Genomic DNA, 15521 nt, shown 5'->3' with positions numbered 1-15521 from the left:
CCACGCGCCGGACGGCGTGAACGGGGCGCGGGCGGTGGTGCGCTCGCTGTCTCTCCCGTCTACCCGCGTTCCCACAACGCGGGGACGTTGGGCGGCTCCCAGCCCGAGACGGCCTGGTGCGCCTGCAGACAGCGGTAGGCGACCCCGCCGTAGGTCACGCGGTCGCCCGCGCGGTAGGAGGTGCCGGCGGCCCAGCTGGTCCCCGGCTCGGTGGGTGGGTCGGTGGGCGGATCGGTCGGCCCCGGCGTCTGGGCGACGTCCAGGACGAAGTCGAAGGAGCCCTGGCGTCCGTTGCCGACGTTGCGGACGTTCATCAGCAGCCTCGGGTCGAACAGCGCGTCGGTGTTGTTGCGCGGCTCGTTCGGGAAGTACAGCTGCGTGGTGAGGATGCGTCCGCCGGGCGCCTGCGCCTTCACGTGGATGTGGCGCGTCCGGCCCGGGTAGAGGCCCGGCACGATGGTGGTGAGGGTGAACGAGCCGTCCGCACCGGTGAGTTGGTGGCCCCGGAAGTTGAACCGGGCCATGTCGTAGGCCCCGTTCGTGTCCGCCTGCCAGAAGTCGAGCAGGGCCCCGGAGATGGGCCGGCAGGCCCGGCCGAAGACGTAGCCGCTCACGGTGAGCGGTACGCCGGGGGTGCTCGGGGTCACCAGGCTGGTGCGGCGGGGCGAGTTGGGCTTGAAGTACGGCCCCTCCATCTGCGGCGGCGTCGGATCGTCGCCGTCGTCGCACTCCGGGGTGAGGGCCAGGGGCCCGTTTCCGGTGGAGGCGGCGTCCCGCGCGAGCGCGACGCCTCCTCCGGCGAGGAGGGGGGCGGCGCTCGCGACGAGCGCGGCCTTGAGGAGACCCTTGCGGCTGATCTGCCGCCGGTCTCCCGACGCCTCGTCGGAGGCGCCCGGGTCGTGGGGGGTGGGGTTGTCCCTGCGTGGGGTCATGACGGTTTCCTCGGAGTCCTCGGGGGGCCTCGGCGCGGGGAGGCGGGAGGCGGAGAGGTTCAGGAGGTGCTGTCCGGGGGCGGGTCGTGCCGGCCGCGGCCGGTGCCGCTCCCCGGTAGGTCCCGGTCCGGGCCCGGCCGGTACCGGTGCCGGTCCCGGTCGGCGCCGGTCCCGGTCGTGCCGTTCCGGCCGGTCAGACCCGCTGCCAGAGCGCGGGAACGACGTCCGGCGTCCAGCCGGGCTGCGCCGTGTGCGCCTGGAGGCAGCGGTAGGTCGCGCCTCCGTACGTCACCGTGGCTCCGGCGGCGTACGCGGTGCCGGCCGCCCAGGTGCCGCCCGGCGGGTCGGTGGGCGGGTCGGTGGGCGGGTCCGTCGGCGTGCCGCCGCCGCTGGTGACCAGGGTCAGCCCGTACGCCTGGAGCAGCGGGTTGATGGGCTGGAAGTACGTCGTGCCGCCGGAGGAGCAGTTGCCCGAACCGCCGGAGGTGACGCCCTGCGCCTGGCTGCCGGAGATGTACGAGCCGCCGGAGTCGCCCGGTTCGGCGCAGACGCTGGTGCGGGTGACCCCGGAGATGGTGCCCTCCGGGTAGGTGACGCTGGTGTTCAGCTGCTGGATGGTGCCGCAGTGCCAGCCCGTGGTGGAGCCGGAGCGGCAGACCGAGGCGCCGACGACGGCGGCGGTGGAGCCGGCGACGGTGACGTCGCCCCGCCCGTAGCCGTTCACCAGCGGACGCGGCGTCCAGTTGGCGTTGGTGGCGACCCAGGCGATGTCCCGGCCCGGGAACGTCGAGCCCTGGAAGCTGCCCTGGGCCTGCTGGTTGACGCCGGTGGTGGTCGTGCCGACGCGGCCGCAGTGGCCGGCGGTGGCGAAGCCGTTCTGGGTGCCGCGCGTCACCGAGAAGCCGACGGAACAGCGGCCCGAGCCGTTCATGTAGTACGCGTCGCCGCCGCGGATGTCGGCGAGGGCGCGGGGCTTCTCGGCGGACCTGGCGACGGTGACGAGGCCGCCGTCGACCCCGGCCGCCTTGAGGAACGCCTGTCCGGCGGTGGTGCTGGCGGCGTTCACGACGACCCGGTTGGCCGCGACGTCGACGTACCAGACGGGCACGTCCTTCGGCGCCGTGCGGAGCGCCGCCCGGTCGAGGGCGTCCTTGACGCCTTCGAGCCGGTCCAGGCTGTGGCCGACGACCTCGGCGCGCGCTCCGGCGCCGGTGATGCGGTCGGCCTCGGAGGCATCGGTGGTGGAGACGGTCAGCACCGCCTTCTCACCGCTGACCCGGGCTCCGGCGAAGCTGGCGCCGAGGGACTTCTCCAGCCCGGCGGCGACGGTCGCGGCACGGTGCTCGGCGGCTATCCGGCTCCGGGCGTCGTCCGCGTCGAGGCCGAGGTCCCGCTCCATGGCGGCCAGCAGCCCGGGTGACAGGCTGTCGGCGGAGACCGGCGGGGCGGTGGTGCCCGCGGGGCCGGCCGACGCCACGCCGGTCAGCCCGGCGAGGGCGAGCGCGCCCACGGCCACCGTGGCGGTGCCGGCGACGAGGGCGCGTCTGCGGAGCGTGGTTCTCTCCACGTGACTCTCCTTGGTTCAGGGGGTGTCCGGATCCGGCGGGGGTTGGTCCGGACCAGGGAATTGCCGAAACCGTAGCGGCGGCGGCCCCCGGCGCAGGAGATCCCGTTCACCCCCCTCCCCCGGCGTTATGGGGCCGTGCGGGGCAGGCTTCCGGCCCCCGCGCCGGGGCCGCGCGGCGCGCGCCCGCCGTCAGGGCGCCGAGGGGCGCACGGCCGATTCCGGGGCCCGGTCACGCGCGGAGGGAAGCCGTCTCCCGTTCGGCGGAGCGCCCGGGTAGGTTCGCCCTCATGCACACAGGCCGACTTCTGGGCTCGGGACGCACCGCGGACGTATACGCACTCGACGGCTCCTGGGTCCTTCGCCGCTACCGGGACCGCACCGCCAGCACGGAGGAGTTGACCGTGATGGCGTACGTCGGCGCCTTCGGGTTCCCCGTACCGCGCATCGGGCCGCCCGGTGAAGGGGCCCGTCCCACGGACCTGGTGCTCCAGCGGCTGACCGGTCCGACCCTGGCCGAGGCCCTGCTGGCGGGCCGGGTGGGGGCGGCCGAGGCGGCGGCGCTGCTCGCCCGGCTGCTGCGCGAACTGCACGCGATACCGCCCCGGGTCTCGGCGGACCCGGAGGACTGCGTGCTCCACCTGGGCCTGCACCCGGAGAACGTGGTGCTGACGGAGGCGGGCGCGGTGGTCGTCGACTGGTCCACCGCGGCGGAGGGCCCGCCCGGTCTCGACCGGGCGATGTCGGCCCTGGCCCTGGCCCGGACCGGGCTCGGCCCGGCGCTCCCGGGCGGGGCGGACGTACGGCCGCTGCTGAAGGCCCTCCTGGCGGAGCTGGCGGGGGACGGGGGCGCGTCGCCCGCCGATCTGGCCCTGGCCCGCAGCCGGCAGGAGGCGGACCCGCACCTCACGGACGAGGAGCGCTCCGGGCTGGGCCGGGCGGTGGAGCTGGTGGTCGGCTGCACGCCGTAGCGGCCCCTCCCCGCCGCTCCGGGCCGCACGCGACGGCCTTCGGGCCCGACGGGCCGTCCTCAGCGCCGTGCGCGACGGTGTCCGGGCCCCGGCAGGCCGTCCTCAGCGCCGGCCGCGCCTCGCGTCCCGGACCCGCCGCAGCCGGTTCACCGTCACCGGGTCCTCCCGCAGCGCCCGTTCGTCGTCGAGCAGCGCGTTGAGCTGCTGGTAGTAGCGGACCGGCGAGATGCCCAGCTCCTCGCGGATCGCCCGCTCCTTGGCGCCGGGCCCCGCCCAGGACCGCCGCTCCAGGGCCAGCAGCGCCCGGTCCCCCGCGGGCAGGGCACCGCCGCCGAGCGCGTCCCCGCCCGGCCCGGGACCGGCCGCCGGGGCGGCGTCGGGGTCCGGGGGCTCGCGGGGTTCGGGGTCGGGGGCGGTCATATCAACCAACCTAACGCCCGCCCCCGACACCCCTCCCGTCTTCCTGGGCCGGGCGGGCTACTCCGCGGCCTCCGCCTGGGCCGCCTCGACGGCTATCGCTCCGAGGACGCTCTCGGGGTTGCTGCCGGGTGCGACCGCGCCGCCGATCTTCTTCTTGATCGTCTCGCTGACGGTGGCCCACGACGTCTTGCCGTAGGGGGTGAGCGTCGAGTTGGGCAGCGCGGCGAGGAACGGGCGCAGCTTCTTGTGCTTGTTGTCGGCCTCCATGGCGGCGGAGGCGCTGCCGGTGACCGGGAGCAGGTCGTACTCGTCGGCGAACTCCAGCACGTTCTCGTCGGAGTAGGCGAAGTCGAAGAACTTGCCGATCGCCTGCCGGTTGCCGTTCTCCTTGAAGCCCATCATCCAGTCGGCGACGCCCATGGAGCCCTTGGTCGGGCCGTCGAAGCCGGGCAGCGGCACCATGCCGACATCGATGCCCTTGGCCTCGGCCTCGTCCATCAGTGTGGGGTGGCCGTTGAGCATGCCGACCTTGCCGCCGGTGAACGCCTTGAACGCCTTCGCCCGGTCCAGCTTGCCCGGCGCGACCGGGCCGGTGAGGCCCTTGCCGACGAGGTTGTCCCGCAGCCAGCGGAACGTGGCGACGTTCTCGCCCGAGTCGATGTCGTACGCGCCGACGTCGTCCGTGTAGCCGCCGCCCCCGCTGAGCAGCCACATCAGGGTCTCGGACTGGGCCTCCTCCTCGCCGAGCGGCAGGGCGAAGGGGTAGTCGACGCCCTTCGCCTTGAGCGCGGTGGCGTCGCTCCGGATGTCGTCCCACGTCTCGGGGGCGTCCAGGCCGGCCTGGCCGAAGAGCTTCTTGTTGTAGAAGAGCAGCCGGGTGCTGGCGACGAAGGGCAGGCCGTACTGGACGCCGTCGATCTTGCCCGCCTCGGCGAGCGACGGGAGGAAGTTGGCCGTGGTGCGGATCGCGAGCGTCTCGTCGGCGGAGTAGAGCTTGCCCGCCTTGGCGTAGTCCGCGTACGCGCCGATCTGGGCGATGTCCGGGGCGTTCCCGGCCTTGACCATCGCGGCGACCTCGCGGTCGACGTCCTTCCAGTGCAGGACGGTGACCTCGACCTTGATGCCGGGGTTCTTCTTCTCGAAGCCCGCCGCGACCCCGCTCCAGTACTTCTCGGAGCTGTTCTCCGGGGTGGTCCCGTAGTCGGCGGCGACCAGTTTGAGCGTGACGTCGCTCGATCCGCCCTCACCGCCGCAGCCCGCCAGGACCGCTGTCATTCCCAGCGCGGCCACCGCCGCGGTCAGACCCGTATAGCGCCGCTGCACAGCCTCGCCCATCCTCGTTGATCGTCTTGCTCACGGACGGAGCGCACGCCGTCGGCCGACGGCCCCTGCTGGGCCGCGGCGGAGCTTCCCTGCCGCGAACCGTCCGGATGAACTGCGATTTTCCCCCATCGCCGACGCGGCGGTCTACACCACCGGAGTATCGCTTCGGCAACGTAAACAGGCCATGGAGGCCACAACTGGCGTGCGCGCACTGGAAGTCGGGGGCCTCGGCCCGTATCTTGGTCCAGACCTTTGGGCCGGATTCCCTTCCGCCCGGGCGTCCCGTGGGCGACTTTTCGGCGGAAAACGCTCCGTCTTCACGCTCCCATCATTTTGTATGGATGCGTAACAAACCGCTCTAGTGGACTAGACCTTTTGGGGCCGGCGGGCGAAACTGTCTCCCGTGAGACATGTCATCGCCCTCGATGTGGGCGGCACCGGAATGAAGGCCGCACTGGTCGGGACCGACGGCACCCTCCTCCACGAGGCGCGGCGGGCCACCGGCCGGGAGCGCGGCGCCGACGCGGTCGTCGAGACCATCCTCGCGTTCGCGGCGGAGCTGCGGGCCCACGGCGAGGAGCACCTCGGCGAGAGCGCGGTCGCCGCCGGGGTCGCCGTGCCCGGCATCGTCGACTCCGAGAAGGGCGTGGCGGTGTACGCCGCCAACCTGGGCTGGCGCGACGTGCCGCTGCGCGCCCTGCTCTCCGAGCGGCTGGGCTCCCTCCCGGTCGCCCTCGGCCACGACGTCCGCACCGGCGGGCTCGCCGAGGGGCGCATCGGGGCCGGGCGCGGGACGGACCGCTTCCTCTTCGTCCCGCTGGGCACCGGGATCGCCGGGGCCATCGGCATCGGGGGGGCCATCGAGGCGGGCGCGCACGGGGACGCGGGCGAGATCGGCCACATCGTGGTCCGCCCGGACGGCCCCGACTGCAGCTGCGGCCAGCGCGGCTGTCTGGAGACGCTGGCCTCGGCCGCCGCGGTGACACGGGCCTGGGCCGCCGCCTCCGGAGACCCCGAGGCGGACGCCGCGGACTGCGCGAAGGCCGTCGAGTCGGGCGATCCGGCGGCGATCGCGGTCTGGCGCGACGCGGTCGACGCGCTCGCCGCCGGCCTGGTCACCGCCCTCACCCTCCTCGACCCCGGGACGCTCATCATCGGTGGCGGCCTCGCCGAAGCCGGGGAAACCTTGTTCACACCACTGCGTGCGGCCGTCGAGGAACGCGTCACGTTCCAGAAGCTGCCCCGCATCGTCCCGGCGGCCCTCGGGGACACCGCCGGATGCCTGGGCGCGGGGCTGCTCGCCTGGGATCTACTCTCCACGGAGGTATCCGCCTGATGGCCCCTCGCGCAGCAGACAGCACCGTTCTCGCCGGCGCCCGCGTGGTGCTCCCCACCGGCACGGTCGAGGACGGCCGGGTGGCCGTCGAGGGCGCCCGCATCGCCGCCTCCGCCCCGGAGGACGCCCGGACCGTGGACCTCACGGGCCACTGGGTGGTCCCCGGCTTCGTGGACATGCACAACCACGGCGGCGGCGGGGCCTCCTTCACCTCCGGCACCGTGGACGAGGTCCTGACCGGCATCCGTACGCACCGCGAACACGGCACCACCACGATGGTCGCCTCCACGGTCACCGGCGAGATGGACTTCCTCGCCCGGCGCGCGGGCGAGCTGTCCGAGCTGGTCGAGCAGGGCGACCTGGCCGGCATCCACTTCGAGGGCCCGTTCATCTCTCCGTGCCGCAAGGGCGCCCACAGCGAGCAGCTGCTGCGCCACCCGGACCCGGCCGAGGTCCGCAAGCTGGTGGACGCCGCCCGCGGGGCCGCCCGGATGGTCACCCTCGCCACCGAGCTGCCCGGCGGCCTCGACTCCGTACGGCTCCTCGCCGAGCTGGGGGTCATCGCCGCGATCGGCCACACGGACGCCACGTACGAGCAGACGGTGGAGGCCGTCGACGCGGGTGCGACCGTCGCCACGCACCTGTTCAACGCGATGCCGCCGCTGGCCCACCGCGAGCCCGGTCCGATCGCCGCCCTCCTGGAGGACGACCGGATCACCGTGGAGCTGATCAACGACGGCACGCATCTGCACCCGGCCGTCCTGGAGCTGGCCTACCGCCACAAGGGCGCGGGCCGCGTCGCGCTGATCACCGACGCGATGGACGCCGCCGGCTTCGGCGACGGGGAGTACCAGCTCGGCCCGCTCGCGGTCGAGGTCCGCGACGGGGTCGCCCGGCTGGTGGAGGGCGGCTCCATCGCCGGCTCCACCCTCACCCTGGACACCGCGTTCCGGCGGGCCGTCACGCTCGACCGGATTCCGGTCGAGGACGTCGTGCGGTCCATCTCCGCCAACCCGGCCCGGCTGCTCGGCGTCGACGACCGCGTCGGCTCGCTCGAACCGGGCAAGGACGCCGACCTGGTCGTCCTCGACGAGGACTTCGTCCTCAAGGGCGTCATGCGGCGGGGCGAGTGGATCGTCGAGCCGAAGACCGCGTAGCCGGCCGGGCGAGCACGTAACGAAGCGATGGCGGTCGGCCCCCGGGACTTGGGCCGACCGCCATCGCTTTGACATGATCACCGACATCGCGGGCCGTCGGCGGTCCGCCCGCCGCTGGGGCCACGTACCGAGGGAGGGACCGGCGAGTGATCCTGACCGTCACCCTGAACACCGCGCTCGACGTGACGTACACCGTCGACGCGCTCGTCCCGCACGGCAGCCACCGCGTCGGCGAGGTCGCCGAGCGCCCCGGCGGCAAGGGGCTCAACGTCGCCCGGGTGCTGGGGGCCCTCGGCCACGACAGCGTGGTCACCGGTTTCGCGGGCGGGGCGACCGGGGACGTCCTGCGCTCCCTCCTCGCCCCGCTCCCGCCGCACGACGCCCTCGTGGCGGTGGCCGGGAACACCCGTCGCACGCTCGCGATCACCGACCGCTCGACCGGGGACACCACCCAGCTCAACGAACCGGGACCGCAGGTGAGCCCCGCCGAGTGGGCCGCCTTCCTGCGGACGTACGAGGAGCTGCTGGCCGGCGCCGACGCGGTCGCGCTCTGCGGCTCCCTGCCGCCCGGCATCCACGTCGGGGCCTACGCGGAGCTCGTCCGGGCCGCCCGCGCCGCCGCCGTGCCCGTGCTGCTGGACACCAGCGGGGAACCGCTGCGCCGGGGCATCGCCGCCCGCCCCGACCTGGTCAAGCCGAACGCGGAGGAGCTGGCCCAGCTGACCGGCGCCCGCGACCCGCTGCGCGCGGCCGGGGACGCCCGCCGCCGCGGGGCCCACGCCGTGGTCGCCTCGCTCGGCCCGGACGGCGTCCTCGCCCTCACCCCGGACGGCGTGTGGCGGGCCGCTCCGCCCGCCCCGGTGCGCGGCAACCCGACCGGCGCGGGCGACTCCGCGGTGGCCGGGCTGCTCTCCGGCCTGGTGGAGGGCCTGGACTGGCCGGACCGCCTCGCCCGCGCGGTGGCCCTGTCGGCGGCGACGGTGCTGGCTCCGGCGGCCGGCGAGTTCGACGCCGCGGCCTACGCGGAGCTGCTGCCGCGCGTCGTGGTGGAGCCGCACACGCCGACGCCCTGACCGCCTCCGGGGCGGTCAGGGCGTCATCGCGCACACCGGGGGCTAGCTCTTGATGTGGCCGGACTTCAGCTCCAGCTGGTCGAGGTTGGCGTCGCACTGGTCGCCCGTCTCGCACGACAGCTTGAGGGTGTTGGAGCCCTTGTCGAGCTGGACGTACGCGTACGTGTTGGTCCAGCCCTTCTCCAGGTCGCCCTCGGGGGCCTGGGCGAAGTTCTTCATGTTGATGGAGCGGGGCTCCTGGCCGTTGACCGTCAGGGTCGTCTTCGCGTCCTTGCCGGGGACGCCGTAGGTCACGTACAGGGTGTACGCGCCGGCCTCGGGGACCTCGACCGTCCAGGTGGCCGACCGGCCGACCTCGTTCAGGTTGATGTAGTTGCCGTTGGCGCCCTTGGCGCCCTTGACCGTGGAGTCCAGGGACGCGGTGCCGCCGAGCGTCAGCGTCGCCGCGTCCTGCTTCGGCAGCTCGACCGGCTTCGGGGTCTCCTTCGGCTTCTCCTTCTCCGGCTTCTTCGACTCCTCGACCTCGCCGGCGGGGCCCTGCGAGGAGGTCGCCTCGTTCTTCGTGTCGTCCTTGTCGCCGTCGTCGCCCGTGAGCAGGGCGGCGCCGATGCCGATGAGGACGACCGCGACCACGGCGACCGCCGCGATCAGGAGCGCCCTGGTGTTCGGCCCGCCCCGGCCCGGACCGCCGCCGTGCCCGCCGTGCGCGGGGGGCTGCCCGTGGGCCCCGCCGCCCGGGTGGGTCTCGGGGGCCGCGTACTGCGGGTTCGGCCGGTTGTACTGCTGCGCGGGCTGCTGGCCGTAGCTCTGCTGGGGCGGGTAGCCGTACCCGCCCTGCTGCTGCCCGTACTGGCGCTCGCCGACGGCGCGCACCTGGTTGTAGGACGTTCTGGGCACGCCCGGCTGCGCGGCCGGCCCCGGGTAGCCGTAACCGCCCTGGCCGGGCGCCTGGGCGCCTGCCGCCTGTCCGTCCGCGTACAGGTAGCCGAACGGATCGTCGTCCTCGGGCCTGCTCGCGCCGTTGTTTCCGGCCGTCATCCCTGGGTCACTCCTCACCATGTCGCCAGCCGTCGCCGACCGGCCGAGCCTACCTCGAACGGAGCAGCCCCCGAAGTGCGCTCGGGGGCGCCGGCCGCCCCCGGGGGAACGGGTACCGGGTAGGGGGAGGAACGGGCCGTGAACGTCATCCCGCCCTGCGGTGAACCTTCGAACGGGACCGCTTCTCCACGTACATCCGCTGGTCGGCGGAGCGCAGGACCTCTTCCACGCTCATCCCGCACTCGGCCCAGCCGATGCCGAAGCTCGCTCCGACGCGGACCGCCCGGCCATCGACCCTGATGGGCGGAATGATGGCATTTCGTAGGCGAACGGCCAGGTCAGCGGCGTCCGCCCCCCCGAGGCCGTCCGCGAGGACGACGAATTCGTCACCTCCGAGCCGGGCGACGGTGTCGCCGTCGCGCACGCAGGCGCTCAGCCGCCGGGCGACCTCGATGAGCACGGCGTCCCCGGTGTGGTGCCCGAAGCGGTCGTTGATGGACTTGAAGCCGTCGAGGTCGCAGAAGAGGACCGCGAGCCCCTTCGTCCCGTCGTCGCGCTCCGGGTCGGGGGCCTCCGTGTGCACATGGTGGTCGAAGGGCCCGCCGCCGAGGACCGCCTCGCCCTCGTAGCCGTCCGCCCGGTAGCCGTGGGCCAGGGAGGACTCCACGTCCCCGTAGGCCGCGTCCAGCGCCTCGATCGCGGTGGCGGCCGGGGTGTGGGGCCGTTCGCAGATGCGGGCGCTGAGCCGCGATTTCAGCTCGGCGCTGTTGGGCAGCCCGGTCAGCGCGTCGTGCGAGGCGCGGTGGGCGAGGTTCAGCTCGTGCCGCTTGCGCTCCTCGATGTCCTCGACGTGGGTGAGCAGGAAGCGCGGTCCGTCCGCGGCGTCCGCGACCACCGAGTTGCGGAGCGAGACCCAGAGGTACGTGCCGTCGCGGCGGCTCAGCCGCAGCTCGGCCCGGCCGCCCTCGGCGGAGGTGCGCAGCAGGGTGCCGATGTCCTCGGGGTGGACCAGGTCGGCGAAGGAGTGGCGGCGCAGGACCGAGGCGGGACGGCCCAGGAGGCGGCACAGGGCGTCGTTGGTGCGCAGCAGCCGCCCGTGCTGGTCGCCGCCCATCTCCGCGATGGCCATGCCGCTGGGCGCGTACTCGAAGGCCTGCCGGAACGACTCCTCGCTGGCGCGCAGCGCCTGCTGCTCCCGCTCCAGCCGGACCAGCGCGCGCTGCATGTTGGCGCGCAGGCGGGCGTTGCCGATGGCGATGGCGGCCTGGGAGGCGTACATCTGGAGCGCTTCACGCCCCCACGCGCCGGGGCGGCGCCCGTTGCGCGGCCGGTCGACGGATATGACCCCGAGGAGGTCCCGGCCGCCTCCGGAGGCGTACATCGGGGCGTAGAGCCGGTCCAGCGGGTGCCACTCGTCCTCGAACCGGGGTTCGGGCCCCTCGGTGTGCCACTGGGGCACGTCGTCGTCGAGGAGGACCCAGCCCTCGGTGTGCGGGATGAACCGGAGGTCGTCCCACGCCTCGCCCATGGAGAGCCGCCGCTCCCAGGAGGCGCGGGAGCCGACCCGGCCGGTGATCAGGGCCTCCGCGGCGGCGTTGCCCGCGAAGGCCGCGATGACGAGGTCGCCGTCGGGCCGGACCAGGTTGACGCAGCCCAGCTCGTAGCCGAGGCCCCCCACGATTCCGTCGGCCACGCTCTGGAGGGTGTCCGCCAGGCTCCGGGCCGTGTTGAGGTCGGCCACGGCCTGATGCAGCTGCCGCATGGTCGCCAGGCGGACGTACGGCTCCGACTCGGCCTCCATCGCTCGCACCCCCGGGACCTCGACAGCAACTCCAGGTTTCATATCGACGTACTTGTCGTAGTGTCACCGCCACTGAATCACAGTGAGCTGTGCACCCGGTACACAGGGTCAGCAGAAAATGGACTCTGTGACTCAAGTCACAACAGATGACCGGGGGGTTCCGGTGACTCACGGCGACGACGCTCGTTCCGCGCCCGCAGGGACGGCCGGGGTCGGAAGAAGTGCGCCCGCGCACGCCCCCGCCCGCTCCTCGGGGCCCCCGGGCCCGGCCCCGCGACGCCGTCGGCCCGGCCCCGCGACGCCGCCGGCCGCCGGTCCTAGGACCCGCCTGGTCCTCAGGCCCGATGCGGCCCCCCGGCCCGCCCGGTTAGCGTCTTCCTGTGCTCCAGACGAAACCCTTCCCCCCACGCCCCCAGCCCGTCCCGCATGCTGAAGGGGTGAGCAACGACGAGTTCCGCGCCGCACTCGCGCGGCTGGCCGCCGGTGTGGTGCTGGTCACCGCCCAGGAGCCGCCCCTGGACGAGGACGGCCGGGGCGAGGACGTGGGCATGACGGCGACCGCCTTCATGTCCGTCTCCCTGGAACCGCCTCTGGTGATGGTGAGCCTGCGCAACGGCTCCCGCATGGACGACCTGCTGGAGGAGCAGCCTCTGTGGGCCGTCTCCGTCCTGGCCGCGAGCCAGCGGCACATCGCGGGCCGGTTCGCGATGAAGGGGCGGATCAGCGACCGGCTGCTGTTCGAGGACGTCCCGTACACACGGGGCGGGACGGCGCACGCTCCGTTGATCGGCGGGGCGCTGGCGACGCTGGAGTGCCGCACCGAGCAGCGCGTGGTGGCCGGGGACCACACCCTGGTGATCGGCCGGGTGCTCACGGCGGAGCTGCCCAGCCCGGAGGGCGAACCGCTGACGTACTTCAAGGGCCGCTACCGTCACTTGGGGTGACGGGCGGGGTCAGCCCCGGGAGGCTCCGGTCCGCCGTCCGGCCTACCAGTCGCGGCCCGAGCGGCCCCGCTTGGTCTCGCCGCGCGCCTTCTTCTCGCGCAGCCGCCGCTCGTTGATCCCGCGCGGGACCTTCCGCTTGATCCGGGGCTTGGGCGGCGGGGCCGTCGCCTCGGCCAGGAGGGCCGCGAGCCGTACGGCGGCGGTCTCCCGGTTGCGCCACTGGGAACGGTGCTCGGACGCCCGTACGGAGACCACGCCGTCCACCAGCCGGCCCGCGAGCCGCTCCAGCGCCCGCGCCTTCCACACCTCGGGCAGCGCGCCGGTCGCCGCCAGGTCGAAGCGCAGCTCGACCTGGGAGTCGCTGGTGTTGACGTGCTGGCCGCCGGGTCCGGAGGACCGCGAGAAACGCCACATCAGCTCGGCCTCCGGCAGGGAGACCGAACCGCGGATGACATAGGGCCCGGACATGTCCCCCATGGTCCCTGCCCGCACCCCCGCCCGTCACCTTCTTTAGCCTCCCGCCTCCCCCGGGGCGCGGAACGCCGCCCCCGTACCGCCATTTCGGCAAAGAAAGTAAAGCGACCAGGAACCTCGTGGTCGGCTGCCTGCGTTATGACGGGTGACGGTAGCTTTCGTGATGGCACGAAGCCCGTACACGACGAGGAAAGGGACTTCCCATGGCAGTAAGCCTGTCCAAGGGCGGCAACGTCTCGCTCACCAAGGAGGCACCGGGCCTGACCGCCGTCACGGTCGGCCTCGGCTGGGACGTCCGCACCACCACCGGTACCGACTTCGACCTCGACGCCTCGGCCATCGCGGTCAACCCGGCGGGCAAGGTCGTCTCGGACGGCCACTTCGTCTTCTTCAACAACAAGGCGACGCCGGACCAGACCATCGTGCACACCGGTGACAACGTCACGGGTGAGGGCGAGGGCGACGACGAGCAGATCAACGTCAACCTGGCGGCCCTCCCGGCCGACGTGGACAAGATCGTCTTCCCGGTCTCCATCTACGACGCCGAGACCCGCAGCCAGAACTTCGGCCAGGTCCGCAACGCGTTCATCCGCATCCTCAACCAGGCGGGCGGCGCCGAGATCGCCCGCTACGACCTGAGCGAGGACGCCGCCACCGAGACCGCCATGGTCTTCGGCGAGCTCTACCGCAACGGCGCCGAGTGGAAGTTCCGCGCGGTGGGCCAGGGGTACGCCTCCGGTCTGCGCGGCATCGCCCAGGACTTCGGCGTCAACCTCTGAGCCTCGGCCTCCGACGCGATGCCCCGGGCGGACCTCCGCCGGACCGTTTCGCCTGCTTCGCCGGAGCCCCCGGCCGCCACCGGCGGCCGGGGGCTCCGGCGTGCGCGGGGCCCCTCCCCCGGTCCGCCGCGCCCGGCGGCGGCCCGCCGCTCCACCGCGCACCGGACGGGGAGAGGCCGGAGCCGCTCAGTCCTCCAGGGGCGGCCGGCTCCCGCCGCGCAGCCAGGCGTCCCACAGTCCGGTGAGGTCCCGGCCCGTCCGCCGCTCCACGTAGGCGGTGAAGTCGTCGGTGGAGGCGTTGCCGTGCCGGTACTTCTCCGTCCACCCCCGCACCAGCGCGAAGAACGCCTCGTCGTCGTCCATCGCCAGCCGGAGCCGGTGCACGACCATCGCCCCGCGCCCGTAGACCGGCGGATCGGAGAGGTCGGGGGCGGCGGGCGGATCGGCGGGCGGGAAGGACCAGTTGGCGTCGTCCTCGTACGCCTTCGCGAAGCTCTCCCCGACCGGTACGCCGTCGTGGTCGGCGGCCCAGAGCCACTCCGCGTACGTGGCGAAGCCCTCGTTCAGCCACATGTCCCGCCAGCTCTTCGGGGTGACGGAGTCGCCGAACCACTGGTGGGCCAGCTCGTGGACGAGCAGGGCGGTGTCGGGCGGGCCGGGGAAGAAGGGCCGGTTCTGGGTCTCCAGCGCGTACGCCGCGTCGTCCTCGCGCTCCACGATCGCCCCGGCGGAGGTGAAGGGGTACGGCCCGAACTTCTCCGCCGCCCACGTCAGCACCGCCGGAATCCGCGCCAGCACCTCCTCGCTCGCCGCCGCCGACTCCGGGTCCACGGCGGTGAACAGCCGGATGCCGTCGGGCGTGCGCGACCGCCGGGTGGTGAACTCCCCCACGGCGACGGTCGCCAGATAGCTCGCCATCGGCTCGGCGGTCCGCCAGCGGTAGGCGGTGCGGCCGTTCACCGTACGCCGGGAGACCAGCTCCCCGTTGGAGACGGCCGTCAGCGGCTCGGGGACGGTCACCTCGACGTCGTAGGCGGCCTTGTCGCTCGGGTGGTGGTTGCCGGGGAACCAGGCCATGGAACCGGTCGGTTGGCCGAGGGCCACGGCTCCGTCCGCCGTCGGCAGCCAGCCCTCCCGTTGGCCCTCCGCGTCGGTGAGGGCCTGCGGGGAGCCCGCGTACCGCACGACGGTGGTGAAGGTGCGCCCCTCGCGCAGCCGGTCCTCCACCTCCGCGCCGGGCCGGATCGTCAGCTCCCTGCCCGCCCGGTTCACGGCGGCGGGCCGCCCCTCGACGGAGGCGCTCTCCACGTCGAGGCCGGCGAGGTCCAGGTGGAAGGCGCTCAGCCGCCGGGTGGCGCGGGCGGTGATCGTGGCCGTGCCGCGCAGATGGCCCACGGCGGGGTCGACGTCGAGCTTCAGGCCGTAGTGGGTGACGTCGTAGCCGCCGTTGCCGAGCCCCGGGAAGTACGGGTCGCGCAGCCCGGTCGCACCGGGCGTCCCCTCGACGCCGCCGGAACACCCCGAGCCGAGGAGGGCGAGGGCCAGGGCGAGAAGGAGGGGGGCGGCGGCCGGGGTGCGGGGGTTCACCGGTCGATCCTAGGTCGCGGGACGACGGCGGCCGGTCGCGCCTTCGGGCCGTGGGCCCGGGCACCGGCTTCCGGCCGGGGGCCCGGGCATCGGCTTCCGGCCGGGGGCCCGGGCCCCGGCTG

General features: G+C 73.9%; 14 protein-coding genes. 6 read left to right on the top strand and 8 right to left on the bottom strand.

Going from position 1 to position 15521, the window contains the following annotated elements:
• Positions 1 to 59 precede the first annotated feature (59 nt).
• Both ACH4K1_RS19965 and ACH4K1_RS19960 read right to left on the bottom strand, forming a co-directional pair.
• Positions 60 to 932, bottom strand: a complete 873-nt coding sequence (locus ACH4K1_RS19965; protein ID WP_398090617.1) for a carbohydrate-binding protein — start codon at positions 930 to 932, stop codon at positions 60 to 62.
• Between the two features lie 193 nt (positions 933 to 1125).
• Positions 1126 to 2499 carry an alpha-lytic protease prodomain-containing protein gene (locus ACH4K1_RS19960; protein WP_398090616.1) on the bottom strand — a complete coding sequence of 458 codons (1374 nt, stop codon included), beginning with the start codon at positions 2497 to 2499 and terminating at the stop codon, positions 1126 to 1128.
• A 287-nt stretch (positions 2500 to 2786) separates the two neighbouring features.
• Between ACH4K1_RS19960 and ACH4K1_RS19955 the strand changes: the two genes are divergently transcribed.
• Positions 2787 to 3467, top strand: coding sequence for a phosphotransferase (locus ACH4K1_RS19955; protein ID WP_398090615.1), 681 nt, complete (start codon positions 2787 to 2789; stop codon positions 3465 to 3467).
• Between the two features lie 102 nt (positions 3468 to 3569).
• Here ACH4K1_RS19955 and ACH4K1_RS19950 read toward each other — a convergent pair whose 3' ends face one another.
• The gene (locus ACH4K1_RS19950) at positions 3570 to 3887 is read right to left on the bottom strand and encodes a DUF3263 domain-containing protein (protein ID WP_398090614.1); all 318 of its coding nucleotides are present in this window, start codon (positions 3885 to 3887) and stop codon (positions 3570 to 3572) included.
• 57 nt (positions 3888 to 3944) lie between these two features.
• Positions 3945 to 5222 carry an ABC transporter substrate-binding protein gene (locus tag ACH4K1_RS19945; RefSeq protein WP_398090613.1) on the bottom strand — a complete coding sequence of 426 codons (1278 nt, stop codon included), beginning with the start codon at positions 5220 to 5222 and terminating at the stop codon, positions 3945 to 3947.
• Between the two features lie 430 nt (positions 5223 to 5652).
• On the opposite strand from ACH4K1_RS19945, the gene ACH4K1_RS19940 reads away from it, so the two are divergent.
• The 3 genes from ACH4K1_RS19940 to ACH4K1_RS19930 all read left to right on the top strand — a co-directional run bounded on the left by ACH4K1_RS19940 (position 5653) and on the right by ACH4K1_RS19930 (position 8776).
• Positions 5653 to 6546 carry an ROK family protein gene (locus tag ACH4K1_RS19940; RefSeq protein WP_398090679.1) on the top strand — a complete coding sequence of 298 codons (894 nt, stop codon included), beginning with the start codon at positions 5653 to 5655 and terminating at the stop codon, positions 6544 to 6546.
• Positions 6546 to 7703, top strand: a complete 1158-nt coding sequence (gene nagA, locus ACH4K1_RS19935) for an N-acetylglucosamine-6-phosphate deacetylase (RefSeq protein ID WP_398090612.1) — start codon at positions 6546 to 6548, stop codon at positions 7701 to 7703. The genes ACH4K1_RS19940 and nagA overlap by 1 nt, the downstream gene beginning before the upstream one ends.
• A 146-nt stretch (positions 7704 to 7849) precedes the next feature.
• Complete coding sequence (locus ACH4K1_RS19930) at positions 7850 to 8776, top strand: 1-phosphofructokinase family hexose kinase (RefSeq protein ID WP_398090611.1); 927 nt, start codon at positions 7850 to 7852, stop codon at positions 8774 to 8776.
• A gap of 42 nt (positions 8777 to 8818) precedes the next feature.
• On the opposite strand, the gene ACH4K1_RS19925 is transcribed toward ACH4K1_RS19930, so the two are convergent.
• Together ACH4K1_RS19925 and cdgB are read right to left on the bottom strand one after the other, a co-directional pair.
• Positions 8819 to 9814, bottom strand: a complete 996-nt coding sequence (locus tag ACH4K1_RS19925) for a CBM35 domain-containing protein (RefSeq protein WP_398090610.1) — start codon at positions 9812 to 9814, stop codon at positions 8819 to 8821.
• A gap of 145 nt (positions 9815 to 9959) precedes the next feature.
• Positions 9960 to 11615, bottom strand: a complete 1656-nt coding sequence (gene cdgB, locus ACH4K1_RS19920) for a diguanylate cyclase CdgB (RefSeq protein ID WP_398090609.1) — start codon at positions 11613 to 11615, stop codon at positions 9960 to 9962.
• A 437-nt stretch (positions 11616 to 12052) separates the two neighbouring features.
• Here cdgB and ACH4K1_RS19915 point away from each other — a divergent pair, with 437 nt between their 5' ends.
• Positions 12053 to 12559, top strand: coding sequence for a flavin reductase family protein (locus ACH4K1_RS19915; RefSeq protein ID WP_398090608.1), 507 nt, complete (start codon positions 12053 to 12055; stop codon positions 12557 to 12559).
• Positions 12560 to 12601: 42 nt separating this feature from the next.
• Here ACH4K1_RS19915 and arfB read toward each other — a convergent pair whose 3' ends face one another.
• Positions 12602 to 13036 carry an alternative ribosome rescue aminoacyl-tRNA hydrolase ArfB gene (gene arfB, locus ACH4K1_RS19910; RefSeq protein WP_398090607.1) on the bottom strand — a complete coding sequence of 145 codons (435 nt, stop codon included), beginning with the start codon at positions 13034 to 13036 and terminating at the stop codon, positions 12602 to 12604.
• Between the two features lie 200 nt (positions 13037 to 13236).
• Here arfB and ACH4K1_RS19905 point away from each other — a divergent pair, with 200 nt between their 5' ends.
• The gene (locus ACH4K1_RS19905) at positions 13237 to 13812 is read left to right on the top strand and encodes a TerD family protein (protein WP_228993064.1); all 576 of its coding nucleotides are present in this window, start codon (positions 13237 to 13239) and stop codon (positions 13810 to 13812) included.
• Between the two features lie 186 nt (positions 13813 to 13998).
• On the opposite strand, the gene ACH4K1_RS19900 is transcribed toward ACH4K1_RS19905, so the two are convergent.
• Complete coding sequence (locus tag ACH4K1_RS19900) at positions 13999 to 15399, bottom strand: M1 family metallopeptidase (RefSeq protein WP_398090606.1); 1401 nt, start codon at positions 15397 to 15399, stop codon at positions 13999 to 14001.
• Between the last annotated feature and the right edge of the window lie 122 nt (positions 15400 to 15521).

The organism is Streptomyces sp. NPDC017448 (assembly GCF_044330565.1).
Taxonomy (GTDB): domain Bacteria; phylum Actinomycetota; class Actinomycetes; order Streptomycetales; family Streptomycetaceae; genus Streptomyces.
Note: the sequence above shows the minus strand (reverse complement) of the source record. Positions and strands in the feature narration are given on the sequence as shown.